Below are 26,314 nucleotides of genomic sequence, written 5' to 3' on the forward strand. Positions count from 1 at the left end.
GTTCTTTTTTTTTAAAATTTAACAAAAAAGTGTTTTTTTATCGAAATAGATTAAAGAGAGGTGAGAGGCATGAATATTAGTAGGTATGGCAAGCGCTTATTGGGTGTTGGATTTAGTCATAAGGCCAGTGATATTTATATATTTCCAATTGAGGTAGGATATGATGTTGCATTTCGGCATCATCATGGCAAAGTCAATTATGGAAAATTATCTCAGGAAAATGGTGAAAAACTAATTCTGTATTTTAAGTATATGGCAGATATGGATGTGGCTGAAAAACGGCGCAGTCAGGTTGGGGCGGGGAGTAAGGTTGTTTTGTCGAAAGTAAGACGACTACGTTTTTCAACTGTTGGGGATTTTCAAAATAGAGAAAGTCTTGTCATCCGCCTCTTGCATGATTTTACAAGTGAAAAAGAGTATGTTGTCTTTTTTCCAAGAGACTTACCGGTGATTGAAGAAGCTGTCAAAAAAACTGGTTTATTTTTATTTTCAGGCTCGACAGGTTCAGGTAAGACAACCTCGATGTATCGGTTGGCAAAGCAATTGGGGACACAGAATAAACAGATTATTACAATTGAGGATCCAGTTGAAATTAAGGATTCAGACTTTTTGCAACTGCAGGTGAATAAAAAAATAAAGCTCAGCTATGAGAAGTTAGTTAAGGTGTGTTTGCGTCATCGCCCAGATATTTTGATTGTCGGTGAGATTCGTGACCATGAAACTGCTCAGGCAGTAATACGTGGAGCCCTGACTGGTCATACTATTTTTTCTACTATTCATGGATTAAATAAAGAAAGTATTGTACCACGTTTACTAGAGTTGGGAGTGGCTAAGGAGGAGATGAGACAGTGCTTAAAAGGGATTGTTTATCAGCGATTATTGCCGATGGTTTGCCCGTATTGTGTGGGCGGTTGTTCACCCTATTGTCAAAGTGGTGGAAGTGGGGTGATGTTTGATGTCATTTTCGCGGAAAAGGGAAGATGGCCACGCAATGTCTCAAAAACGTGGCAAAAAAGCCTTCAAAAAGCGTGGGTTTTGGGCTATATTTCGCAAGAAACCTATGAAAAAGAAAGCTGAAAGGGCTATCAAATTATCAAATCAACGTAAACGCGAATTTGTGTTATTGTTAGGCGATTTATTAGTTAATGGCTTTACATTGCAAGAAAGCTTGCGTTTTATGGGGCAGATAGTGCCAAAAGAGCGACCGTCAGTTCAGCTAATTGAACATCGATTAGCTAAAGGAAATTTGTTATATCAAAGCTTTAAAGAATTACATTTTCCAAATGCTTATGTCACACAATTACGTCTAGCAGAGGTTCACGGTGATTTAAGTGGGACGCTAATTCAGATTGGGAGGCAACTAAGTGATCGTGAGAAACAACGACAACAAGGTGTTAAGGTGCTAGCTTATCCTTTGATGTTAGTGATATTTTTACTAGGTGTTATTTTAATGATGAAGTGGTTATTATTACCACAACTGGGGACTTATAGCGACAAAGATTCATCGACTAATGTTGGCTTTCTTGTTATTGAGTATGGTCCAACGATTGTATTGGGGCTACTTGTGTTAGGAGGGGCGATGTTTACTGGAATTAGGTTCTATTTTAAGCGTAGATCGGCTATTAGTCGAAGTACTTTTTTAATGAGACTACCGATTTTTGGTCGACTTTTTCGCTATTACTATACGTCATTTTTTGCTGGGGAGTTAGGTAAATTATTGAATTTAGGCTTAGAGATGAAGCAAATTTTGACTATCATGAGAGGAGAGGATAGCACTAGATTAATGGGAGAAGTGGCTAATCAATTGAGTCGAGAATTGAAGGGAGGAAATGCGATTCATATACAGGTTGGTCGTTGGCCTTTTTTTCTGCAAGAATTGTCAGGAATTATCCAACAAGGGGAGGCCAAAGGAAAGCTGGGAGATGAATTAATTATTTATAGTAATCGTCTTTGGGAGCAATTATCGCGAAAAATTGAACGATTAATGGCATGGTTACAGCCGTTGATTTTCATTTTTGTAGCGTTATTAATTGTGGCGGTCTATGGCGCCTTATTATTACCAATTTATGAGGAGATGGGAGATAGTTTATGATAAAGAAGAAAAAGAAATATGCAGGCTTTACTTTAGTAGAAATGTTAGTTGTGTTGCTTGTTATTGCTGTTTTGGTGTTGTTGTTTGTCCCAAGTTTAGCAGGAAAGAGTACCCAAATTAAAAAAGATGGGAATGTGGCATTTGCAAAAGTGGTTGAGACTCAAGTTGAAATGTATGAATTGAATGAAGAAGTAGCGGTAGGAGGAAAAATTACACTTAATTTATTGAAAGAAAAGAAATATTTAACTGGGAAACAAGTAACGGAAGCCAAAGCGAAGTTAGGTTATGAGGAAGAACAAAATCTTAGATCGAAGTGAGCGTTATCAGGGGTTTACTTTAATTGAGTCGCTTTTGGTGTTGTTGATTGTGACAATTGTGGTTAGTTTGCCTATGCTTCAAGTGATGAAATGGCAAGAGCGAGTGAGTTATCAAGCCTTTTTTGAAGAATTTGAGCAGCGCTTAATCCAAACCCAACAATCAGCCATTGTCTATCAAAAAGAAACGCGAGTATTGAGTAAAGAAAAAACTCGGTTGATTGAGTTTGAGTTTTTTCAAGAAAATGGTATGAGGTTAAATGAAACGGTTATAGTACCAAAAGGGATTAGTGTGCAGAGACAAACAAGCTTAAGTTTTTCAGGCCGAACAGGTAATGTCAAGCAAGCCCATACATTTCGTTTTGAACTGAATAATACGCGATTTGTTGAGTATGTTTATCAGATAGGAAGTGGTCGATATACGATTAAAACGGGGAAAATATAGGGGATATGTCTTATTTGAAAGCATTTTAGCATTAGCGGTGGTATCAATGATTCTGTTACAATTGATCCCTTTGATGATTTTTGTTGAAATGAAAAAGCAAGAGAATCGAAAAAAGATGGAAGTTTATCGCTACGCCAATGAACTGGCTATGAGTTATTACCTTAACGGGCGAGTGGACTTTATTGATAAGCGGAGCTACGGCCAAATAATTTCGGCGAAAGGACAGTTTATTAAAGGGGAATTGACTAAAATCATCTTAGAGTTGGAGGGGGAGGTAGTTGAGATTGAACTACTTTCGCAGACGGATAAGTAGTAGTTGGCATGGTGGCTTTACTCTAATTGAGTGTCTAGTTTCTCTACTGATTATGGCATTGATTTTACTGTCATTTAGTTGGTTGATACAAATAGAAGGGGCATTAACTGCTAATCAACGTAAGGGATTAGATTCGTCTCTTGGGTGGCATTTATTTGTTATGAATATGGAGAATGTTTCTCGAGAATGGGAATTTATCAGGAGTGAGAATGGCACTCTTTTATTTACAGAGCTGGCTAGTAATCAGGTTATTATGATTGACCATAAACAGAAGAAAATTCGTAAGCGAAAAGCGGGCGGAACAGAGTTACTTTTAGAAAATGTTGAGAGTGTTATTTATACTGATGGGGATATGGGGGTTAGTATGAATGTGGTTTTTAGTGATAAAAAAGAATATCAAGCGATTTTCCCTCAGTGGCAGGCAAAATAAGTGGGCAGGGGGGATACTCCCTTCTGTTTTGGTGTTGCTATTAATTTTTACTTTGGTGTTTAGTCAGAAGTTAAAGAGCTATCGCAATGAGATGCGTTTATATCAGCAAACGAAACATTTTTATCAGGGGAAAACGTTAGAAGCGATGACATTGGCAAGGGTGAAGAAACGTTATGAAGAGGGAAACCTCTTAACAGGTGAGTACTATTATAATATTGGAAATGTTTCTTACACTGTTAAAAATCAAATAATTGTACTACAGGTAACCTTGGATTCGGGGATGACCTATAAAGAAACAGTTAAATTGGGGAAATGAAGATGAGCAGTCGTCAGACTGCTTATTTTTTTACAAAAAAACATCTTTTCCCAAAAATGAGAAAAGATGTTTGATAGATTCGTAAGAACAGATCTTATAGTTTTTTGTTGTAGAATTCAACGATGTAAGCTTCATCAACTTCTTGAGTTAGCTCTTCACGTTCAGGTAAGCGGCTTAAGCCACCTTCTAATTTTTCTTCATCGAAAGTGATGTAGCCAGGACGGCCCAAAGCAGATTCAACTGCTCCTTTAACGATGACTAAGTTTTTAGATTTTTCACGAACAGAAATCACTTGACCAACTTCAACATGGTATGAAGGGATATCTACACGTTTGCCATCAACTAAGATATGGCCATGGTTTACTAATTGGCGAGATTGACGACGAGTAGTCGCTAACCCTAATTGGTAAACAACGTTATCTAAGCGTTGCTCTAGTAAGATCATGAAGTTAACACCGTGTTTACCTTCTTTGATTTTACCAGCTTTAATAAATGTATTAACGAATTGACGTTCGTTCATGCCGTACATGTTACGTAATTTTTGTTTCTCAGCCATTTGTAAGCCGTATTCAGATTTCTTTCCGCGGCTGTTAGGTCCGTGTTGACCTGGTGCATAAGGACGACGAGCTAATTCTTTACCAGTACCTGATAATGAAATACCTAGGCGACGTGAAACTTTCCAACTTGGTCCAGTATAACGTGACATTTAAAATTCCTCCAATAATGGTTTTTTTGGAGTAAAATAATTTCTGAAAATTTAGTATTCGTTCAGTTCAACCTTCAATCTTCACCCCTTGCAGCCGTGGTTACGCAATTGAACCCAATAGGGCGTTAAACTGTTGACGAGTTACTTATCTTCTAGCTGCTTATTTTACACAAAGTCTAGTATACCTCATAATGATAGGTTAGGTCAAGGGATTATCAGTAGCTTGAATTACTAAGCTGATGATTTTTAGAATGAGTTAGCCGTATTTTTTATAAAAAATGCCTTAATTAAAATAATGAAATAAAAGTGAAAAATAATGATATTTTCATTTTTATTATGAGGGTTCTGCTATATAATGGATGGGAAGAGTTTGGAGGAATCGTCAAATGAAGTTATTTAAACAGTTTCTATTAATAATAAGTTTTACCTATGCAGGTGAGATTGTATCAAAAATGTTTCATTTGCCTGTGCCAGGTAGCGTGATTGGGATGTTACTATTATTCGCTGCTTTGTATTTTAAGGTAGTTAAAGTGGATGATGTCGAGACTGTAGGTGTTTTTTTATTAGATAATTTAAGTATTCTATTTTTGCCAGCAGGTGTGGGGATTATGGTCTTTTTCCCAGTGATACGTGATACGTGGTGGACGCTTCTATTAGCAACATTTATTGTGACACTTTTAACGATGGTAGTAGTAGGACGTATCGTTCAAGCGGTTAAGCGAAAATTTGAAGGTGATTTGGTTGAATTAGATGAAGAGGAGGAAGCTGGACATGTTACAAGAATTGACGAGTAATCCTTTATTTGGGCTGATTCTATCTATTACTGTTTTTCTCGCTGCCCGCCGTTTGGCAGTTAGATTCAAGCTACCAATCTTAAATCCCTTAATTATTTCGATTATTGTAGTTATTTTCTTTTTGAAAATGACAGGGATTACTTATGAGGACTATTACGTTGGGGGCGGAATGCTTAATATGTTAATCGCACCAGCGACGGTAGCACTGGCGATTCCATTATATCAATCGTTTCATTTACTAAAACATCATGCTCGGTCTATTTTAGTGGGGATTATTGCAGGAACAGTGGTTAGCACATTGACGACTGCTTGTTTATCTGTTCTTTTTCATTACAATCAAGAGTTGATGGCATCTATATTACCTAAATCAGTGACAACGGCAATTGCCATTGAGATTTCAGCCAAAATGGGTGGGATTACAACAGTGACGATTATTGTGGTAATTATCACGGGGATTATTGGCGCAATGTTTGGGCCAACTGTGCTAAAATGGAGCAAAATAGAAGAACCTGTGGCTAAAGGTATTGCTTTAGGGACCTCTGCTCATGCGATTGGTACATCAAAAGCGATGGAATTAGGCCAAGTTGAGGGCGCAATGTCTGGTCTAGCGATTGGTGTGACTGGATTAGTGACAGTATTTGTTGCTCCTTTAGTGATGCAAGTATTTAGTGGCTTACTTTAGGCATATATAATAGGTAGAGAGGATGATTTTAGATGGAATTAATTACTTTGCCAGTTAATCTCGATAATCAAGAGCAGATGGCTGCTTATATGAAAAATCGTTATCCTTTTTTAGGATTACAAGCGCCACAAAGGAAAGCTGCTTGTAAAGAAGTAATGAAAGAAAGTAAAAAAGTACCTACCTCGGAAGTTATGTCAGCAATCAGTGATTATTATGGGTTACCTGAGCGTGAGTATCAATACATAGCGATTGATTTAGCTGTTACTAACGTTAGCCGCTTTAGCAAGACTGAGATGAGTGAACTGGCAGAATACGTCTCGCAAAAAGCGTGGTGGGACAGTGTGGATGCATGGCGTAAAGTATTTGGTTTACGGATTAAATTATTTCCAGAGGAGTTACAAGAAATTTATCATCATTTCCACAGTAGTGAGGATTTTTGGATGCGGCGTGTGGCAATCAATTTGCAATTGATGCAGAAGGAAAACACAGATTTAATGTTGGTAGAAAAGGCGATTTTAAAAGATCGGGAGACGGATGAATTTTTTATTCAAAAAGCGATTGGTTGGACTCTGCGCCAGTATAGTAAAACAGACCCTAATTGGGTTAAAGCGTTTTTGGCTAAGCATCAACTGAGCCCTTTAGCAGTACGTGAGGCATCAAAGCATTTGAATTAAGGGGGAAGTTTTTTGACAAGAAAATTAATTGCGTTTGATATTGATGGCACATTATTGACTTCTCAGCATGAGGTGTTAGATAGCACTCAAGAAGTAATAGAAGCCTTGAAAGAGGCTGGTCATCTGGTAACAATAGCGACAGGACGTAGCTTAGCAACTGCTAAAGAGGTGATAGAACAGGTTGGTTTATCAAACTATTTATTATGTAATGGTGGCTATGCGTTTTTAGACCATCAGCAGATTCACAGTAATCCGCTGGATAAGGGTGAGCTGAAAGAATTGGTCAACTTAGCAAATGAGAAGCGAATTGATTTGCTGTATCAGACAATGCATGAGGTGAAGCAACAGGGACCGTTTATTCATGAGCGTAATGCGGAGATGCAAGAAGCTTTTAATAAAAATAGGCCTTCTTACGATTTTGATATCGAGGCAGAAGAAGCAATTTATCAGGCTATTCTTTTTTGTGATAGAGAAGAAGAGCGGATGTTTCGAGGGGAATTTGAATCGCTTCGTTTTACTCGCTGGGGAGACGCTGCGATGGATGCTGTGCCGAGTAACAGTTCTAAGGCAGTCACTTTGCAATTAATAGCAGAGAAGGAAGGTTTTTCGTCAGAGGATGTTATCGTGTTTGGTGATGGCGAAAATGATATTGAGATGGTTCAATTTGCTGGTACAGGGGTTGTAATGGCAAATGCGACTGATTACGTCAAAGGGTACGCGAATTTTGTGACTAAAAGTCATGATGACCACGGTATTTGGCACGCAGCCAAGAAATTAAAGCTGATTTGATAAAAAAGTGTTTTGGATTAAACCAAAACACTTTTTTACTCGTTTATTCAATGATGACTACGTCGTTTTTAACTGCATAAGGATTGGCTTCGTTAATATGATCGAAGAACATAACCCCGTTTATATGGTCGATTTCATGTTGAAGAACGATTGCTTCGTAGTTTTTTAGTTTAATTTTATGTTGAATCCCATCCATATCAAAGTAGGAAACCGTAATTCTTAAGTGGCGAACAACATAACCAGGCACATCACGGTCAACAGATAGGCAGCCTTCACCGTCTTTTAAGCATGCATCTTGAACCGAATGACTGATGATTTTAGGGTTCACCATAACAGTACTTAATGATGGGGCTGATACATCTGGATCAGTGCTAGGTACATGCAACGCAATCAGGCGTTTTGATACATCTAATTGTGGCGCGGCTAAGCCTACTCCACCTCTTAAATCATATTTTTCAGCAATTTCAGGATCTTGACTATTTTTTAAAAAAGTTAACATCTCATTACCGAGTTCACGTTCTTCTTCTGTTAGAGGAAGGGTGATGTCATCGGCAATTTTTCGTAAAGTAGGATGACCTTCACGAATGATATTGTCCATTGTAATCATTAAACTCTCACTCCTTGTGCGTTTTCATCACTACATTATACCACATGGGGAACGGAAAAAGATAGATTAGCTATTAGTGATTTTCCGTAAAAGAGAGGTAGAAACTGCTTGCTTTTATTATCCGATTCATGTAAAGTAATACTGTACGATTAATAGATTGTACCGCCTATTACTTGGTTAGTCGAGTCACCTACGGCCTACTCAGTTATGGGACGAATTTATCAGAAAGAGGTGGAAAAGATGGCAATGTCAAAAGAAATGAAAAACGAAATCATTAAAGAGTATGCTCGTCATGAAGGAGATACTGGTTCTCCAGAAGTGCAAATTGCGGTATTAACTGCTGAAATTAATCACTTAAATGAGCATTCTAAGGTTCACAAAAAAGATCACCATTCTTATCGTGGACTAATGAAAAAAGTTGGACACCGTCGTAATTTGTTAGCTTACCTACGTAACAACGATGTCGCTCGTTACCGCGAATTAATCCAACGTCTAGGATTACGTCGTTAATCAAATCGGACATAATTAAGAAAGTGAGGTTCGTTATGGATCTTGCTTTCTTTTAGTATTTATGTAAAAAATCAAATTTTCGAAATCGTGTTTAGTGATACTACTATGCAAATGAGAGCTGTCAACAAAGCCGTTGTTGGGTGTTGACATTTGTTTAGTAGCCCACTCACGCTTTTCGAAAAGAAAAGGAGCAAAAGATGAGTTCAGAAAAAAAAGTATTCTCAATGGACTGGGGCGGACGTCCGCTATCAGTTGAAGTTGGTCATTTAGCTAAGCAAGCAAATGGCTCAGTATTAGTACGTTATGGAGACACGGTTGTATTAAGTGCTGCTGTTGGTTCAAAAGCGCCGAAAGATGTGGATTTTTTTCCACTAACAGTTAACTATGATGAAAAAATGTATGCGGTTGGTAAAATTCCAGGTGGATTTATCAAGCGTGAGGCACGTCCAAGTGAACGTGCGACTTTAACAGCTCGCCTAATTGACCGTCCTATCCGCCCGATGTTTGCGGAAGGGTTCCGTAATGATGTCCAAATTACTAACGTCGTGATGAGTGTTGAACAGGATTGCACGCCAGAAATGTCTGCAATGCTTGGGTCTTCATTAGCATTGTCAATTTCAGACATCCCATTTAACGGCCCAATTGCAGGAGTTAACGTTGGTCGCGTGAATGGTGAGTATGTGCTAAATCCAACGGTTGAGCAAGCAGAATTATCTGATATTGAATTAACTGTTGCTGGTACAAAAGATGCGATCAACATGGTTGAGAGTGGTGCGAAAGAAGTATCAGAGGAAGACATGCTTGGTGCGCTGTTATTTGGTCATGCGGCAGTTAAAGAATTAGTGGCTTTCCAAGAGAAAATTGCCGCTGAAATCGGCAAAGAAAAAATGGAAATCATTTTGCTACAAGTTTCTGAAGAGTTGGAAACAGAAATCAATGCTGCGTACAAAAATCAGATGATTGCTGCGATTCAAACGGAAGAAAAATTAGCGCGTGAAGAGAACATTGAAGCGCTTAAGGCTGAAATTTATGCACTATATGAAGAAAAATTAGCTAATGAGGCAGACTCGGCTAAAAAATTAAAAGAAGTACGCCAAATTTTAGAAGACATGGAGAAAAACGAAGTTCGTCGTTTAATCACCATTGATAAGGTGCGTCCTGATGGTCGTAAAGTGGATGAAATTCGTCCTTTAGAAGGCGAGGTAGGAATTTTACCGCGTGTTCATGGATCTGGTTTGTTTACTCGTGGTCAAACTCAAGCTTTATCAGTTGTGACGCTAGCGCCTCTGGGTGAGCATCAAATTATTGATGGCTTAGGAATTGAAGAGAGCAAACGATTTATTCATCATTATAATTTCCCACAATTCTCAGTGGGATCTACGGGTCCATCACGTGGCCCTGGTCGTCGTGAAATTGGTCATGGTGCCTTAGGTGAAAGAGCGATGGCGCAAGTTATTCCGTCGGAAGAGGATTTCCCGTATATGATTCGAGTAGTATCAGAAGTACTTGAATCTAACGGTTCGTCTTCTCAAGCAAGTATCTGTGGTGGTATTTTAGCTTTAATGGATGCTGGTGTGCCAATTAAAGCTCCAGTTGCTGGGATTGCAATGGGACTTGTTATGGATGGCGATAACTATACTATTTTAACCGATATTCAAGGGTTAGAAGACCATTTAGGTGATATGGACTTTAAGGTTGCTGGTACAAAAGATGGGATTACTGCTTTACAAATGGATATTAAAATCGAAGGTATCACTGAACAAATCTTAACAGAAGCATTGACGCAAGCTAAAAAAGCGCGGATGGAGATCTTAGATGTCTTAACGGCTACAATTGCAGAGCCTCGCGAAGAATTAAGTCAATACGCTCCGAAGATTGAAATGATTCAAATCAAACCTGAAAAAATCAAAGATGTTATTGGTAAAGGTGGCGACACAATCAATGGGATCATCGATGAAACAGGTGTTAAAATTGATATCGATCAAGATGGTAATGTCAGTATTGCGTCTGCAGATGCGGCGATGATTAAGAAAGCTATCTCAATCATTGAAGAATTAACAAAAGAAGTTGTTGTTGGCGAAGTTTACTTAGGGAAAGTTGTCCGTGTTGAAAAATTTGGGGCATTTGTTAACCTAATTAAAGGTAAAGATGCATTAGTGCATATTTCTCAATTAGCTAATGAACGTGTTAATAATGTCGAAGATGTAGTTAAACTAGGCGATGAAGTTTTAGTTAAAGTAACTGAAATTGATAAAATGGGCCGTGTAAACGCCTCTCGCAAAGCGATGTTGAAAGACGAAAAAACTGGCGAAACTAAATAGGCGATAGATCAAGAGAGCAGACTTTTTGGAACGCGTTTATCGCGCAATATATGTGAATCAAAAATGGGGCGTGACTTATGTCACAGTCCCTTTTTGAATAGAAAAGTAAGAAAATGTCAAAAAAGTAGCGAAGTTGAAAAACTTTTGCTACTTTTTTTGTTTATGAGTGTTTAATGAAAAAGATGAGAAAACCATTAATTTACAATTAGAAATAAAAAGTGTATACTAATTCTATTAGACTCCAATATCAGGAGGAGTGCTTAAATTTTGAAAGGAGTGGTGAGAAGAAATGAAAACATTTCGTGAAAAAAGTCAAAAGGGGATTATCATTAATCAACAGCCCTACACTTATTTCCATTTAGCAACGGTTGCTGAGGAGCTAGGCATCGCTTTAGACAAGATCCCTTACACTATCCGGATTTTGTTGGAGTCATTACTGCGTCAGGAAGATCAGATTGACATTACAGAAGAGCACATTCGATCATTGGCAAACTGGAATCCAAGTCAGAGTGAGGGGGAGATTCCTTTTAAGCCATCACGAGTTATTCTGCAAGATTTTACAGGTGTTCCAGCAGTCGTTGATTTGGCCTCGATGAGAGAAGCAGTGGTTAAGCTTGGAGGAAAAGCAGAACAGATTAACCCTGAAATTCCTGTCGATCTGGTTATTGATCACTCTGTTCAGGTGGATCGTTACGGCAGTCCAGAAGCGTTGGAAGCTAACATGAAAATAGAGTTTGAACGTAACAATGAACGTTATGAATTTTTGAAATGGGCACAACACGCCTTCGATAACTACCGAGTAGTGCCACCGGCTACTGGTATTGTTCATCAGGTGAACATTGAATATTTGTCTGATGTTGTATTAACAAAAGAAACAGCAGAGGGAACACAACTTTATCCAGATAGTTTGGTTGGGACAGACTCGCATACAACCATGATTAATGGATTAGGAGTTCTTGGTTGGGGTGTTGGTGGTATTGAGGCTGAGGCTAGTATGTTGGGAGAGCCGTCGTATTTTCCAACGCCAGAAGTGATTGGTGTACGGTTAACTAACCATTTACAATTGGGAGCAACTGCGACAGATTTGGCTTTAAAAGTCACACAGGTGTTACGGGAAGCGAAAGTAGTAGGGAAGTTCGTCGAATTTTTTGGCGAAGGAATTCAAGAATTGACTTTGGCCGATCGTGCAACAATTGCTAATATGGCGCCAGAATATGGTGCTACCTGTGGCTTTTTTCCGGTGGACCAAGAAACCCTAAACTACATGAGTTTAACAGGTCGTTCACCAGAGCTAATTAGTTTAACCGAAGCTTACTTAAAAGCTAATGATTTATTTTATAATATAGAACTTGAGGCGGATTATACGACTGTTATCGAGTTAGATTTAAGTGAAGTAGAGTCCAATTTGGCAGGGCCAAAACGCCCGCAAGACTTGATACCTTTGTCAGAAATGAAAGAAAGTTTTAAAGCAGCTGTTGTAGCGCCAGAAGGGAATCAAGGCTTTGGCTTAGCGAGTACGGAGTTAGATAAGCGTGTGTCGCTGACTATTGAGGGGAAGGAAACAGATCTTGGCACAGGAGATGTAACTATTGCGGCAATCACCAGTTGTACTAATACGTCTAATCCTTTCGTGATGTTATCGGCGGGGTTATTAGCACGAAATGCAGTTAAATTAGGACTGACTGTTAAGCCAACAGTTAAGACTTCTTTAGCGCCAGGCTCCAAGGTTGTGACAGGCTATCTAGCGGATGCTGGTTTGTTGCCAGATTTAGCCAAGTTAGGCTTTGATGTCGTTGGTTACGGTTGTACGACCTGTATCGGAAATTCAGGACCTTTTAAACAAGAGATTTCGGATGCCATTACGGAAAATGATTTATTAGTTGGGTCTGTTTTAAGTGGTAATCGTAACTTTGAAGGGCGGATTCATCCATTAGTTAAAGCTAACTATTTGGCTTCGCCTCCTTTGGTTGTAGCATATGCTTTAGCTGGTAATATAATGGTTGATTTGGTCAACGAACCTTTAGGGATAGGTAAAGATGGTCAACCAGTATTTCTGAAGGATATCTGGCCAGAAGATGATGAGGTTAAGGCTTATATTAAGAAGTTTGTTACCCCAGAGCTTTTCAAAGAGTACTATGCCGGTGTTTTTAGTTCAAATGAGGAATGGAATGACATTGAAACGACAACTGAAGCGAGCTATAATTGGCAACCTAATTCAACATATATTGCTAATCCGCCGTTTTTTGAAGAGATGAGTGAATTAGCTGGCGAATTAGATGATTTGGCCGATTTACGAGTTTTAGCGAAATTTGGTGATTCTGTGACGACGGACCATATTTCGCCAGCAGGAGCGATTGCTATGCGATCGCCAGCGGGAAGTTATTTGCAAGAGCAGGGTGTAGCGCCAAAAGATTTTAATTCCTATGGTTCACGGCGTGGTAATCATGAGGTGATGATGCGAGGGACCTTTGGCAATATTAGGATTAGAAATCAAATTGCAGCAGGAACAGAAGGTGGTTATACAACGTATTGGCCGACTGGGGAAGTTCAATCGATTTATGAAGCGGCGATGGGATACCAAGCGGATAAAACTGGTTCAGTTATTTTAGCGGGAAACGATTACGGCATGGGATCGTCTCGTGATTGGGCAGCAAAAGGTGCTCGATTACTCGGCGTAAAAGCGGTGATTGCCAAGAGTTATGAGCGAATTCATCGTTCTAATCTGGTAATGATGGGGATCTTGCCTTTGCAGTTTCAGTCAGGTGAAGATGCGGATAGTCTAGGGCTCACTGGATCAGAAACTATTGCGATAGAACTACCAAAAGAGGCAGGAATCAAAGAGCTAGTGACAGTTCGGGCAACTAGTGATGATGGGACTATAACGGAGTTTAAAGCGATTGTTCGTTTTGATGCTGAGGCAGATATTAGGTATTACAAACACCAAGGGATCTTACCGATGGTCATTCGCAAGAAGTTACAAGCGACACAATAAAAATGAAGAGCGGTTATTAGTTTAGTTAAGATAGCAGTCTGCTTTATATCAGCCTCTTTTATGTAGTAGCATAAAAGAGGCTGATAATGATAGAGCTTTATCCGAACATCGTAATGTATTCGGATTTATTTAGAAGAAGGAGGTAGCGTATGGAAGTCAAAGAGGGATTAGAAGGGACAATTGCTTGTGAGACTAGGATAAGTTCTATCATTGATGAAACGTTGTCCTATGCTGGTTATACAATTAAGGAATTGGTTGATAATGAGGCCTCGTTTGAAGAAGTGATTTTTTTACTTTGGCATTTGCGTTTGCCGACGGTAACGGAACTGACTGATTTTTCTGTTGATTTAAGAAGTAATATGGAAATTGGTGCGGCGGTTGAAACATGTTTAAGAATTCAATGTCGGGAAAATTTACATCCGATGAGTGTTTTACGAAGTACAGTTTCATTACTAGGCGTTTTTGATAAGGATGCCGAGTTAACAGATAATGAAAGTACTTATGCTCAAAATATTAAATTGCAAGCAAAAATGCCTACTATTGTGGCAGCTTTTTCACGTCTACGCCAAGGGCTTGATCCGATTCATCCTCGTAGTGATTTATCTTTCACTGCTAATTTTTTGTATATGTTAGATGGTCATGAGCCGACAGAAACTGAGATTAAAATATTGGATAGGGCGTTAGTTCTTCATGCGGATCATGAACTGAATGCATCGACATTCGCGGCGCGGGTTTGCGCTTCAACCTTAACGGATGTGTATTCTACCATTACGACAGCAATTGGGACTCTTAAAGGCTCTCTTCATGGTGGAGCTAATGAGCGTGTTTTTGAGATGCTGAAAGCCATTGATGAGCATGGTGACACAGAAGAGTACCTACAAGGGAAATTGGATTCGAAAGAAAAGATAATGGGATTTGGTCATCGAGTCTATACGACAGTTGATCCTCGTCAAAAATATTTGAAAACTATGGCAAAAGAGCTGACAGCTGGAACAGAGAAAGAGAAGTGGTACACTATCTCAGTTGAGGTAGAAACCTTTATTCGCGAAAAAAAAGGATTAATTCCCAATGTGGATTTTTATTCGGCTACAGTTTATCACTGTTTGGGGATTGATTCGGATCTCTTTACAATGATATTTGCGATGAGTCGAGTATCGGGATGGTTAGCTCATACCTATGAACAAAAAAATAATAGTCGGTTAATTCGTCCACGTTCTAATTATGTGGGAGAACTAGGATTGATTTATGTACCTATTGAAGAACGACAAGAGACTCGGGAGGTTGTTTAAGTGACAGAAAGTAAAATTACGATGGTAGATGGCAAGGTTGTAACACCAGATACACCTGTTATTCCTTTTATTGAAGGAGATGGGATTGGACCAGATATTTGGCAAGCAGCTCAACGAGTATTTGATGCTGCTATTGAAAAAGCGTATGGCGGACAACGACAGGTTGAGTGGCTAGAAGTATTGGCTGGAGAGAAAGCCTTTGAAGCTACTGGGGAATGGTTGCCTAAGGAAACACTGGATACTATTTCTGAGTATCTGATCGGCATTAAGGGGCCTTTAACAACGCCGATTGGTGGTGGGATTCGTTCATTGAATGTGGCGTTACGGCAAGAATTGGATCTTTATGTGTGTCTGCGTCCAGTTCGTTATTTTACAGGGGTGCCTTCACCAGTTAAACATCCTGAAAAAACGGATATGGTAATTTTTAGAGAAAATACAGAAGATATTTATGCTGGTATCGAATTTGCTGAAGGGAGTGCAGAGGCAACTAAGCTTATTCAATTTTTACAAAATGAGCTCGGGGTTACGAGTATTCGTTTTCCAGAAACGAGTGGTATTGGGGTTAAGCCAGTGTCAAAAGAAGGCACGGAACGTCTGGTTCGCTCAGCAATTGAGTACGCAATTGTTCATGATAAGGCAACGGTCACATTGGTTCATAAGGGAAATATCATGAAGTATACAGAAGGGGCTTTTAAAAATTGGGGCTATGAGTTGGCCGAGCGCGAGTTTGGTGAGCAAGTGTTTACTTGGAATCAGTATGATCGCTTGAAAGACGAGTTAGGGATTGAGGCTGCTAATGAGGCGCAATCTGCAGCAGAGAAAGCTGGGAAAATAATCATTAAGGAGTCAATTGCGGATATCTTTCTGCAACAAATTTTGACTCGTCCAGATGAATTTGATGTTGTTGCTACAATGAACTTGAATGGCGACTATATTTCGGATGCTCTGGCTGCTCAAGTTGGTGGAATCGGGATTGCACCAGGCGCTAATATTAATTATCAAACAGGTCATGCTATTTTTGAAGCAACTCATGGAACGGCACCGAAATATGCTGGACAGGATAAGGTGAACCCTTCTTCAGTGATTTTATCGGGAACGTTGATGTTAGAGCACATTGGTTGGCAAGAAGCGGCTGATTTAATTGTAAACTCTCTTGAGAAGACCATTGAGAATAAAACCGTTACTTATGATTTTGCCCGTTTGATGGATGGTGCGGAAAAAGTAAGGTGTTCTGGTTTTGCTGACTTATTAATCGCTAATATGTAAATACATGTCCTTAACTGAAAAAGCAACAAGTGTGTAAATTCTCACACTTGTTGCTTTTTTCGTTAAAGAGGTTCGTCTATGATTAAACCAAGGCTTAAGGCGATGGTTAAGGCCTGTTCTTGGTTAACGGTTAGTCCTTTTAATAGCTCTTGGGACAGCGCAATTTTGTCAAAGTAACAGCTAGCAAAGTTAAGGCTTGTTAGTTCAGTATTAAACCAACTAGAGCCACTTAAATTGCAAGTCGTAATTTGCAGATGTTGCCATTTTACTTCATGGAAATCACTATCTTTGAGGGAAGAGTTTTCAAAGCTAACTATTTTTAAACTACCATAGCTATAGGAGGAAAAATCATTAACACATTCAATAAATTGACAATCTTTAAGCAAGGATTCAGCAAAATTCGTTCCCGTTAATTTACAGTTTTTAAAGAGGACTCGATGGAAAGAGCCACCGATGATAACGGCGTTTGAAAAATCGCAATGTTCGAATACAATGTCTTGAGTTTCGAAACCTTGTAGTTGGCAACCACTGAAGTTTGTTTTAGTGATTAGACACCCTTGAAATCCTGCAGCAGAGGCCTCTTGATAGGAGAAATCTTCTTCGGTAATTAGTTTGTTAATAATTAATTCATCATTTTCCAGAAAGCCTGAAAAAGGATCCAAGTGGTTAACGGATATTTTGGGTTGGATTGGTTTCTTCATTTTTTTCATTTACACACCTCGTTTCGAGCTAATAAGATAAGTTTATCATAGTAGGGCATAAGTTTGGGAATATCTTATTTTTTCGTAAAAGTGACTATTGCTAACGTTTTTTAAGTGCTATACTGAAGTCATTAGAGAGAGACGGGTGGGGAAATGATGAATGGTAACGAATTGAAGCGTTTTGAGCAAAAATATTTTAAAACAAAACTAAATCGAGTGATTGATGAGCTAATGATTTTAGATGAGGATTGTCATCGAGAAGTTGTTTGTAGTTTAAATGAAATTTTGTTTGATATTAGTAATGGTAAGACTATTAATTTTACGCAAAAGCAAGTGATCAAAAGTGTTCTGTTAGATATCTTTCCTGAGGTCTTTTCATTACAGCCGGATTTTGGTTCAGAAATTTATGTGTCTTTATTATCGTATTACAACTTTTTATATACAGAGAAGGTTTTAACAAAGGATGAGTATGTTGACATGTTATTATTTTTCCAAGTGAATATGTTTACCTTTTTTAAGAAGTTGGCCAAGTCGGCGGACTCAAATGATATGGATTTCTCAGGGATGATCGAAGATTTATTTTTAAATCAAGATGTACCGGAACCTGTTGCTAAAAATAAAATGAAAAATAATGTGATTCAAATGCCAAGAGTACAAAAAATATCAGTAGAACCAGAAGTTAGCTATTTTCAATTTAGAATTGATCTAGAGGGATTTAAACCGCCTATTTGGCGTAGAGTTATTGTACCTAGCAATAGTACGCTCGAGACATTCCATCATGTTATTCAGGCTCTTTTTGAGTGGGAAGATGAGCACTTACATCTTTTTCGAACTCAATACGGTGAACTAAGTAATGAGCAAGTTCTACTAAGAGAATTACCTGAAAAATATTTAGAAAAATTAACCTATATTTATGATTTTGGTGACGACTGGATTCATAAAATTCTACTTGAGGAAGTGTTTGAAAAGAGCTCGGCGATGGCCTTTTTATCCTATTGTGTAAAAACAGTTAATGATGCACCACTAGAAGATTCACGAATGAGCGGTGAGTTAGGTCATTCTTCTTTAGCCGAGATAAATGAACGACTAAGTGCAATCGATTTTTAGTGGCGAGAGTAGTCGTTTTATTATGAGCTATTATAAAACGGCTGAAAAATAATTTGACAGCGAGTATGAAACTTGCTATACTAGTGAAGTTGAGAATTAAGCAGAAGCACCCGCTTCTCGCCTTAGCAGACGATGTCTCTGGGCCAGATATTTTTGTGAAAGTAGCTAGGCTATTTTTTTGAAAAATTTTGCGGGGTCTTTGAAAACAAAGACTCTTTTTTCTGTCTTAATACTCGTAATACATACAGAGAGGTGAATGACCATAGCAAAGGATATGATGGTAAACGACGGTATTCGTGCACGTGAACTACGATTAATCTCAGAAACAGGCGAACAATTAGGTGTTAAATCTAAGGCGGAAGCGTTGAAAATTGCCGAAGATGCTCAATTGGATTTAGTAGTGGTTGCGCCGACGGCTAAACCACCAGTAGCTCGTATTATGGACTACGGAAAGCATCGTTTTGAGCAACAAAAGAAAACTCGTGAAGCTCGCAAGAATCAAAAAGTGATCAGTGTTAAAGAGGTAAGATTAAGTCCAACAATTGACGATAACGATTTTAATACAAAATTGCGTCATGCACGTAAGTTTCTTGAAAAAGGTGACAAAGTTAAAGCGTCAATCCGCTTCAGAGGCCGGGCAATTACTCATAAACAAATTGGTCAGGATGTCTTAATGAGATTTGCAGATGAAACAAAAGATATCGCAGATATCGAGCAACGTCCAAAAATGGATGGTAGAAGCATGTTTCTAATGTTAGCACCAAAAAACGAAAGTAAGTAATAAGTAAGATGATCTGAGGAGGAAATTAAGATGCCAAAACAAAAAACACACCGCGGACTAGCTAAACGTGTCAAACGTACAGGTGGTGGCGGATTAAAACGATACCGCGCATTTACAAGTCACCGTTTCCACGGAAAAACTAAGAAACAACGTCGTCAATTACGTCGACCAAGCATGGTTTCAAAAGGCGATTACAAACGCGTACGCCAAATGTTAGCTTACTTGAAATAGTAGTTAGATTTGAAATCGATTCTCGCTTTAACGTGAGACAACGTTACAATTAGAACATTTCGTAGGAAGACTCCGAAATGATGAACAGAACTCAAGGAGGAATTTATCATGGCACGTGTTAAAGGTGGTTCAACAACCCGTCAACGTCGTAAAAAGGTGCTTAAGTTAGCGAAAGGCTATTACGGCTCAAAACATACATTATTCAAAACAGCAAAAGAACAAGTGATGAAATCTTATAGCTATGCTTATAGAGATCGTCGTCAAAAGAAACGTGATTTCCGTAAATTATGGATTGCACGTATCAATGCAGCTGCTCGTATGAACGGCTTAAGCTACAGCAAAATGATGCACGGTTTGAAATTAGCTGAAATCGACATCAACCGCAAAATGTTATCAGAATTAGCTATTAGCGACGCTCCTGCATTTGCTGCATTAGCTGACCAAGCTAAAGATGCATTAGCTAAATAATTAAATTAACATTGATTTATCAGTGTTTTAACCCACTCAATTGAGTGGGTATTTTTTTGCTCTAGATTAGATGAAACTTTCTTCTATTGTTAAAAAGAGAAAAAATAATCGGCCATTTTTATCACTAGTTTTAATATCGAAAAGCGTGTTACGTGATTCTTCCGATCTAGCGACAAGGACTGTTTACTTTCTGTCATTGTATTTAACCAATCGGCACATTCTTTCCTATTCAATTCTCTAACTTATTATGTTAGGATGAAACCAATGACACTAAAAGCAGTAGTTGTATATAGGTGTGAGTGGCCACGATATAGAAGGAGGAGCTTAATTTGGAAATGACAAAAATGGAAGCGTTTAAAAGAAGCGAACCTGTTTCAAATTGGATGACTAAAGAGGTAATTTTTGTTAGCGATAATGCTTTAGTAAGTCAAGCAATTGATATTTTAGATAATCATACGATCTTTGGTATTCCGGTTGTGGATGATAATCAACATTTTTTAGGGTTAATTTCTAAAACAGTGATTATGAATTTTATTTCTAATTCTGATGTTTTTACGTTGCCTGTTTCTGAAATCATGATGAAAGACTGTGAGACTATCAGCCCTCAAGCTTCTATTGATGAAGCGTCACAATTAGAAGGGGGCTGTTTACCTGTTGTGAACGAAAAAGGTCTCTTAGTTGGAATTATGACTCGGACAGATATTATTCGTGCTAACGCTTCACGACTTGATAGAATCAAAGAACAAGTAGATTATGCTGAAACGCTAAAATTAGTTCTAAATTCAGCGTATGAGGGGATTGTTGTTGTAAATGGTCAAGGCTATATTCAAGAAATTAATGATACTTATTGTCGTCTGATTAGTCGCTCTCGTGAGGAGCTTTTAGGGAGACGTGTTGTGGATGTTATTGAAAATACACGACTTCACATCATAGCTAAAACAGGTATTGAGGAACGGGGCTATGTTCAACGGATTGCGGGTTTTGACTTAGTTGTCCATCGGATTCCAATTGTAAAAAAACAGGAAGTTGTTGGTGCGATTGGCATGTTAGTTTTTAAAAATATTTCTGAAATGCAAGAAATCTATCAGCGATTAAATCTCAAAAAACAACGAAATTTAGTGGGGCCTCAGCATATAGAGAAAGAGCAGGAAAGTATTCTAAAAAATATTACAGGCACATCGACCTTAATGATGGTTGCAAAAGAGCGAGCTGTTAAGGCAGCTGCCTGTGCGTCTAATGTGATGATTCGTGGGAATAGCGGCACTGGAAAAGAAGTTTTTGCTAAAGCAATTCATGATATGAGTGCTTTTTCTAAGGGGAAGTTTGTGTCGGTCAATTGTTCGGCCATTCCTGAAAATTTGTTGGAGTCAGAGTTATTCGGTTATGAAGAAGGAGCCTTTACAGATGCAAAGCGTGGTGGAAAATTAGGGAAGTTTGAATTAGCACAAGACGGTACGATTTTTTTAGATGAAATTGGTGATATGCCATTTACCTTACAAGCTAAAATATTAAGAGTGTTGCAAGAGCGAACTATTGAACGGGTTGGTTCTACGGAAGAGAAGCAAGTCAATGTTCGAATCATCACTGCTACACATCGAAATTTGGAACAGCTAGTCAAGGAGGGGAAATTCCGTGAGGATTTGTATTACCGTATTCACGTCATTCCCTTATACCTGCCGGATTTGAAGGAACGACAAGAAGATATCGAATTATTTTTAGTTAAGGGAATACGTAAATTTTCAGAGTATGCAGGCGTGACGGAAAAGCAGCTTTCAAGCGCGGCTTTACAGATTTTAACTAGCTATTCTTGGCCAGGTAATGTTAGGGAGCTGTTGAACTTTTGTGAGGCGGCAGTTGCTTTAACAAGTGGTCAAATTATAGAGGTAAAAGATTTGCCTAGTAGAATAATGTCAGAACAGAGGGCTAATGGAGAGCTATTAGTGCACGTTCAGCTAAGTCAGATTGAGCAGCAAGAAAAAGAAACGATTGCTAAGGCACTCAGTCAATTTCAAGGTAATAAAACTGCGACGGCAAAAAAATTAGCTATTTCCCGCTCAACGCTATATGAAAAAATAAAGAAGTACCAACTTGCTTAGAAAATGTCCGAAAGTTGGGCGTATGATTTGGAAAGTGTCCAGAAATTGGACGCTTTTTTATTTTTGATTAGTCTGTATCTAACTAAAAAGCCTTTAGTAAGTGGGGGTTAAAAGTTGGCACGCTAATTGCTTCTAAGAGTATGACAAGTAAATCTCTGCAGAGTTTAATTTGATCAATTATAGAGTGGCAATGAGTCACATATGTATATAGGAGGAAAATCAAATGACTAATGTTTCAACTTTTGAAATGCCGAATCACGTTATCTACGGTGCAGACTCTTTAAAGCAATTGGGCGAAATCACAGCTAGGTTTGGCAAAAAAGCCCTAATTGTCAGTGATCGAATTATGGAAAAAATAGGTTATGTAGAGCAATGTGTTACGTTGTTAGAGGCTCATGGGATTGAAAGTGCCTTTTATTTAGATGCCAATACTGAGCCGACGGATACCTTCGTTGCCGATGCGTTAGAAATTTGTCAAAAATTCAGTGCTGATGTGATAGTGACAATTGGTGGGGGAAGCTGTATTGATACGGCTAAAGCTGTCTCTGTAGTTGCAACAAACGGTGGTTATATTGGTGACTATATGGGTGGGAAAACTCTGGCAAAGGTCTTGCCAATTCCCTTGATCGCTATTCCAACTACTGCAGGAACTGGTTCAGAAGCAACGGATGTTACGGTTATTACGAATACAACGGCAGATATAAAAATGATGATTAAGCAACACGCCTTTTTACCAAAAGTAGCGATTGTTGATCCATTGTTGACAATGTCCGCACCCAAACATGTGACTGCTGCCACGGGAATTGACGCCCTATGTCATGCTATGGAGTCGTATATTTCTAAAAAAGCGCAACCGATGACACGAATTTTTTCAAAAAGTGCGATTCAAACCATTATTCAAAATCTTAAACATGTTTATAATCACGGTGATGATGTTGCGGCACGGGAGAAATTATCCATAGCGGCTTTAGAAGCAGGGGTAGCATTTTCAAACGCTTCGGTTACTTTGGTTCATGGGATGAGTCGTCCAGTAGGGGCGTTATTCCACGTTCCACATGGCGTGTCCAATGCGATGCTACTACCAGCCATTTTAGAGTTTACCAAGGAAGCAGCAATGACAGATTTAGCGGAATTAGCCTTATTAATTTTGGAGAATACTGCCGGCAAATCAGAAACAGAATTAACAGAAGAATTGATTAAGACAGTTAAAGAGCTATGTGCTGATTTAGAGATTCCCAATTTAGCTGGATGGGGTATAGAGCGGGAAGCGTTTGAAGCTGCAATTGATAAAATGGCAACAGATGCTCTTGCAAGTGGTAGTCCAGGCAATAATCCTCGTGTTCCAACACATGCTGAAATCGTGAAACTATATAAAATATGTTACGACTATGATTTTTCAAACTAAAGATAAAAATTAAAGGAGACGACATAACATGGTAGAAATTGTTAAAAATTATATTAATGGTCAATGGGTTGCTGCAACTGCAACTGACACACAAGAGGTACCAAATCCCGCCACAGGAGAAGTGATGGCACGTGTCCCACTCTCGAATCAAGCAGATTTTGAAACAGCTGTTGAAGCTGCAGATAATGCGTTTGAGGAGTGGAGTAATACGCCAGTTCCTCGCCGTGCACGCTTATTGTTTAAATACCAACAATTATTGGTGGCGCACTGGGATGAATTAGCGGAAATTATTACAAAGGAAAATGGCAAAAGTCTATCTGAGGCCAAAGGTGAAGTTCAACGTGGTATTGAAAATGTGGAATTTGCGGCGGGGGCACCAAGTTTAATGATGGGCGAATTATTACCAGATATTGCCAATGGAGTTGAGTCGGCTATGTATCGTTACCCAATTGGTGTTGTCGGTGGGATTACGCCGTTCAACTTTCCGATGATGGTCCCTTGTTGGATGTTCCCGTTGGCTATTGCAACAGGAAATACCTTTATCTTGAAACCCTCGGAAAGAACCCCTTTGTTAGCTAATCGTTTAGCTGAATTGATTGAAGAAGCGGGTTTTCCAGCAGGTGTTTTTAATATTGTTCACGGTGCTCACGATGTTGTAAATGGCATTTTAACACATGAAAAAATAAAAGCTGTTTCTTTTGTGGGATCACAACCTGTTGCCGAGTATGTGTACCACACGGCGGCGGCTCATGACAAGCGTGTTCAAGCCTTAGCTGGTGCAAAAAATCACTCGATCGTAATGCCAGATGCTGATATGGATTTAACAGTTAAAAACATTACAGCGGCAGCCTTTGGATCCGCTGGCGAGCGATGCATGGCTGCGGCTGTTGTGGTAGCAGTTGGTGAGATTGCAGATGAGCTAGTTGAGCGCTTGAAACTTGCAGCAGATGAGATGATTGTAGGGAATGGCTTAGATAAGGATGTATTCCTGGGACCTGTGATTCGTGAAGCTCACAAAGAAAAAACGATTGGCTACATTGAAAGTGGTATTGCAGAAGGCGCGACACTTGTACGAGATGGACGACAAGACAAGGCGACGAAAGGAAAGGGATATTTTTTAGGTGGCACCATCTTTGATAACGTGAAGCCGGGTATGAAGATTTGGAATGATGAGATTTTTGCACCAGTTCTATCCGTTGTTCGAGTAGACTCACTTGAAGAGGGGATTGAGGTGGCTAATAAGTCAGACTTTGCTAACGGAGCTGGTCTATATACCGACAGTGCCGCAGCAGTTCGTACATTTAGAACCAAAATGGATTCAGGCATGCTTGGGATCAATCTAGGCGTACCTGCGCCAATGGCGTTCTTCCCATTCTCTGGTTACAAAAAATCATTTTATGGTGATTTACATGCTAATGGTAAAGATGGAGTTAATTTTTATACTCGTAAGAAGATGGTTACAGCGATGTACTAAACTAATTGAGGTGAAAAGAACATGGAGATTCTAATTATTTTATTAGCCCTCGGTTTACTAATGTTTGCAGCGTACAAAGGTCATTCGGTGATTATTTTTGCCCCTCTTTGTGCTCTGTTGGCAGTTGCCCTTATTTCACCCGCGCAAATTCTTCCATTCTTTTCCAATATTTTTATGGTAAAGATGGTTGAATTTATTAAAAATTACTTCCCAGTATTTTTACTGGGAGCAATTTTTGGTAAGTTAGTGGAAATGACTGGTGTAGCTGAATCAATTGCTAATACGTTAATCAAAGTTATTGGCGCAAAGCGCACGATCTTAACAATTGTGCTATTGTGTGCCATCTTAACTTATAGTGGTGTCAGTTTATTTGTTGTTTCTTTTGCAGTGTATCCATTTGCCAAAAAACTGTTTATGGTAGCAGATATTCCAAAGCGTTTAATTCCGGGAACTATTACCTTGGGAGCTATCTCATTTACAATGGATGCTTTACCAGGTACCCCTCAAATTCAAAACGTCATTCCCACGACCTACTTTAACACGACGTTATATGCCGCCCCAATTTTAGGATTGATTGGTTCCCTCTATGTCTTAACAGTTGGCATGCTTTATCTAGAATGGCGCGTAAAGACGTATAAAAAGAAAGGTGAAGGTTATTTTGACAGTGAGCGCAATGAAGCTGAAAAAGCTAAGGGCATTCAATCAGCAGATGAGGTTATGTCTGAATCAACTGGACGACGGGTTGCTGCCTTTATCCCTTTGGTACTGGTAGGTGTAGCGAATAAAGGTTTCACGAGCTTATTACCAAAGTGGTATCCAAATGGTTTTGATTTTTCCGCTGTTGGCTTAGAACAATTTGGCGTGATTGAAATTGGGAATGTTCTGGGGGTTTGGTCTGTTATTCTAGCACTATTATTAGGTATTATCGCAACAATACTGTATAATCCAAGAATTATAAAAGAGATCAAAGAGGGCGTAAATCAAAGCATTGGTGGTGCTTTACTGGCTGCTATGAATACAGGGTCGGAATATGGTTTTGGTGGAATTATTGCGACGCTACCGGGCTTTGCATTAATTCAGACTGGACTTGGAACAGCGTTTACTAACCCGTTAGTCAATGGTGCGGTCAGTACAAACGTCTTAGCAGGCATCACAGGTTCTGCCTCTGGTGGGATGAGTATCGCCTTGAGTGCTATGGGGGATAAATTTATTCAAAATGCTAATAATGCGGGAATTCCTTTGGAAGTGATGCATCGCGTTGTTGCGATGGCTTCTGGTGGAATGGACACATTGCCTCATAATGGTGCGATTATTACCTTATTATCTGTGACAGGATTAACTCATAAGCAGGCCTATAAGGATATATTTGGTATCACTCTTCTTAAAACATCAGGTGTTATTGTGGTAATAGGCATCTATTATTTAAGCGGCTGGGTGTAGGTTTGCAGATAGTTATAAAAAAACAAGTGGAGGGGGAAGCAAACATCCCAAACTTCACTTGTTTTGCATTT

General features: G+C 39.0%; 27 protein-coding genes. 24 read left to right on the forward strand and 3 right to left on the reverse strand.

The features are described from left to right. Positions 1-69: 69 nt before the first annotated feature. The 7 genes from comGA to comGG are packed head-to-tail and all read left to right on the forward strand — an operon-like array spanning position 70 to position 3,910. A complete protein-coding gene (comGA, locus tag AC5KOD_RS14640; RefSeq protein ID WP_496915309.1) occupies positions 70-1,077 on the forward strand; it encodes a competence type IV pilus ATPase ComGA in 1,008 nt (335 codons plus the stop codon). Then, positions 992-2,092, forward strand: a complete 1,101-nt coding sequence (gene comGB, locus AC5KOD_RS14645) for a competence type IV pilus assembly protein ComGB (protein ID WP_496915310.1) — start codon at positions 992-994, stop codon at positions 2,090-2,092. Before comGA ends, comGB begins: the two co-directional genes overlap by 86 nt. Next, entirely contained in the window at positions 2,089-2,409 is a 321-nt protein-coding gene (gene comGC, locus AC5KOD_RS14650) for a competence type IV pilus major pilin ComGC (RefSeq protein WP_496915311.1), read from the forward strand. Before comGB ends, comGC begins: the two co-directional genes overlap by 4 nt. After that, positions 2,378-2,851, forward strand: coding sequence for a competence type IV pilus minor pilin ComGD (gene comGD / locus AC5KOD_RS14655; protein ID WP_496915312.1), 474 nt, complete (start codon positions 2,378-2,380; stop codon positions 2,849-2,851). Before comGC ends, comGD begins: the two co-directional genes overlap by 32 nt. Positions 2,852-2,897: 46 nt before the next feature. Further along, on the forward strand, positions 2,898-3,164 hold the full coding sequence (locus AC5KOD_RS14660; protein WP_496915313.1) for a hypothetical protein: 267 nt from the start codon (positions 2,898-2,900) through the stop codon (positions 3,162-3,164). Further along, positions 3,136-3,594, forward strand: a complete 459-nt coding sequence (comGF, locus tag AC5KOD_RS14665; RefSeq protein WP_496915314.1) for a competence type IV pilus minor pilin ComGF — start codon at positions 3,136-3,138, stop codon at positions 3,592-3,594. Before AC5KOD_RS14660 ends, comGF begins: the two co-directional genes overlap by 29 nt. Then, positions 3,533-3,910 carry a competence type IV pilus minor pilin ComGG gene (comGG, locus tag AC5KOD_RS14670; protein WP_496915315.1) on the forward strand — a complete coding sequence of 126 codons (378 nt, stop codon included), beginning with the start codon at positions 3,533-3,535 and terminating at the stop codon, positions 3,908-3,910. Before comGF ends, comGG begins: the two co-directional genes overlap by 62 nt. Positions 3,911-4,004: 94 nt before the next feature. On the opposite strand, the gene rpsD is transcribed toward comGG, so the two are convergent. Beyond that, positions 4,005-4,616: a 30S ribosomal protein S4 gene (gene rpsD, locus AC5KOD_RS14675; RefSeq protein ID WP_496915316.1), complete on the reverse strand. Its 612-nt coding sequence runs from the start codon at positions 4,614-4,616 to the stop codon at positions 4,005-4,007. Between the two features lie 386 nt (positions 4,617-5,002). On the opposite strand from rpsD, the gene AC5KOD_RS14680 reads away from it, so the two are divergent. From AC5KOD_RS14680 to AC5KOD_RS14695, 4 genes are read left to right on the forward strand one after another with little or no spacing between them, the layout of a single operon-like run. Further along, positions 5,003-5,410, forward strand: a complete 408-nt coding sequence (locus AC5KOD_RS14680) for a CidA/LrgA family protein (protein ID WP_496915317.1) — start codon at positions 5,003-5,005, stop codon at positions 5,408-5,410. Further along, positions 5,388-6,092: an LrgB family protein gene (locus tag AC5KOD_RS14685; protein WP_496915318.1), complete on the forward strand. Its 705-nt coding sequence runs from the start codon at positions 5,388-5,390 to the stop codon at positions 6,090-6,092. The genes AC5KOD_RS14680 and AC5KOD_RS14685 overlap by 23 nt, the downstream gene beginning before the upstream one ends. 32 nt (positions 6,093-6,124) lie before the next feature. Next, positions 6,125-6,766, forward strand: a complete 642-nt coding sequence (locus AC5KOD_RS14690) for a DNA alkylation repair protein (protein ID WP_496915319.1) — start codon at positions 6,125-6,127, stop codon at positions 6,764-6,766. A gap of 12 nt (positions 6,767-6,778) precedes the next feature. Beyond that, on the forward strand, positions 6,779-7,555 hold the full coding sequence (locus AC5KOD_RS14695) for an HAD family hydrolase (protein ID WP_496915320.1): 777 nt from the start codon (positions 6,779-6,781) through the stop codon (positions 7,553-7,555). Between the two features lie 43 nt (positions 7,556-7,598). Here AC5KOD_RS14695 and def read toward each other — a convergent pair whose 3' ends face one another. Next, the gene (gene def / locus AC5KOD_RS14700; RefSeq protein ID WP_496915321.1) at positions 7,599-8,162 is read right to left on the reverse strand and encodes a peptide deformylase; all 564 of its coding nucleotides are present in this window, start codon (positions 8,160-8,162) and stop codon (positions 7,599-7,601) included. A 240-nt stretch (positions 8,163-8,402) separates the two neighbouring features. Here def and rpsO point away from each other — a divergent pair, with 240 nt between their 5' ends. The 5 genes from rpsO (at position 8,403) to icd (ending at position 16,540) form a co-directional block, all read left to right on the forward strand. Beyond that, entirely contained in the window at positions 8,403-8,672 is a 270-nt protein-coding gene (gene rpsO, locus AC5KOD_RS14705; RefSeq protein ID WP_496915322.1) for a 30S ribosomal protein S15, read from the forward strand. Between the two features lie 197 nt (positions 8,673-8,869). Continuing rightward, entirely contained in the window at positions 8,870-10,993 is a 2,124-nt protein-coding gene (pnp, locus tag AC5KOD_RS14710; RefSeq protein ID WP_496915323.1) for a polyribonucleotide nucleotidyltransferase, read from the forward strand. Between the two features lie 289 nt (positions 10,994-11,282). Next, a complete protein-coding gene (acnA, locus tag AC5KOD_RS14715; RefSeq protein ID WP_496915324.1) occupies positions 11,283-13,985 on the forward strand; it encodes an aconitate hydratase AcnA in 2,703 nt (900 codons plus the stop codon). 149 nt (positions 13,986-14,134) lie between these two features. Then, positions 14,135-15,274 carry a citrate synthase gene (locus tag AC5KOD_RS14720; RefSeq protein WP_496915325.1) on the forward strand — a complete coding sequence of 380 codons (1,140 nt, stop codon included), beginning with the start codon at positions 14,135-14,137 and terminating at the stop codon, positions 15,272-15,274. After that, the gene (gene icd / locus AC5KOD_RS14725) at positions 15,275-16,540 is read left to right on the forward strand and encodes an NADP-dependent isocitrate dehydrogenase (protein WP_496915326.1); all 1,266 of its coding nucleotides are present in this window, start codon (positions 15,275-15,277) and stop codon (positions 16,538-16,540) included. 62 nt (positions 16,541-16,602) lie between these two features. Here the strand turns inward: icd and AC5KOD_RS14730 are convergent, their stop codons facing one another. Continuing rightward, positions 16,603-17,250, reverse strand: a complete 648-nt coding sequence (locus AC5KOD_RS14730; RefSeq protein ID WP_496915327.1) for a pentapeptide repeat-containing protein — start codon at positions 17,248-17,250, stop codon at positions 16,603-16,605. A gap of 147 nt (positions 17,251-17,397) precedes the next feature. On the opposite strand from AC5KOD_RS14730, the gene AC5KOD_RS14735 reads away from it, so the two are divergent. From AC5KOD_RS14735 to AC5KOD_RS14770, 8 genes are all read left to right on the forward strand, one after another. Continuing rightward, positions 17,398-18,348: a plasmid pRiA4b ORF-3 family protein gene (locus AC5KOD_RS14735; RefSeq protein WP_496915328.1), complete on the forward strand. Its 951-nt coding sequence runs from the start codon at positions 17,398-17,400 to the stop codon at positions 18,346-18,348. A 256-nt stretch (positions 18,349-18,604) separates the two neighbouring features. Next, entirely contained in the window at positions 18,605-19,129 is a 525-nt protein-coding gene (gene infC, locus AC5KOD_RS14740) for a translation initiation factor IF-3 (protein WP_496915329.1), read from the forward strand. 30 nt (positions 19,130-19,159) lie between these two features. Beyond that, a complete protein-coding gene (gene rpmI, locus AC5KOD_RS14745) occupies positions 19,160-19,360 on the forward strand; it encodes a 50S ribosomal protein L35 (RefSeq protein WP_209531305.1) in 201 nt (66 codons plus the stop codon). Positions 19,361-19,468: 108 nt separating this feature from the next. Continuing rightward, positions 19,469-19,828: a 50S ribosomal protein L20 gene (gene rplT, locus AC5KOD_RS14750; protein ID WP_496915330.1), complete on the forward strand. Its 360-nt coding sequence runs from the start codon at positions 19,469-19,471 to the stop codon at positions 19,826-19,828. Positions 19,829-20,163: 335 nt separating this feature from the next. After that, on the forward strand, positions 20,164-21,924 hold the full coding sequence (locus tag AC5KOD_RS14755; protein ID WP_496915352.1) for a sigma 54-interacting transcriptional regulator: 1,761 nt from the start codon (positions 20,164-20,166) through the stop codon (positions 21,922-21,924). Between the two features lie 223 nt (positions 21,925-22,147). Next, on the forward strand, positions 22,148-23,329 hold the full coding sequence (locus AC5KOD_RS14760; RefSeq protein ID WP_496915331.1) for an iron-containing alcohol dehydrogenase: 1,182 nt from the start codon (positions 22,148-22,150) through the stop codon (positions 23,327-23,329). Positions 23,330-23,357: 28 nt separating this feature from the next. Next, on the forward strand, positions 23,358-24,803 hold the full coding sequence (locus tag AC5KOD_RS14765; RefSeq protein WP_496915332.1) for a CoA-acylating methylmalonate-semialdehyde dehydrogenase: 1,446 nt from the start codon (positions 23,358-23,360) through the stop codon (positions 24,801-24,803). A gap of 21 nt (positions 24,804-24,824) precedes the next feature. Next, positions 24,825-26,243 carry a GntP family permease gene (locus tag AC5KOD_RS14770; RefSeq protein ID WP_496915333.1) on the forward strand — a complete coding sequence of 473 codons (1,419 nt, stop codon included), beginning with the start codon at positions 24,825-24,827 and terminating at the stop codon, positions 26,241-26,243. Positions 26,244-26,314 lie beyond the last annotated feature (71 nt).

The sequence above is a fragment of the Vagococcus sp. WN80Y genome, from assembly GCF_059621045.1.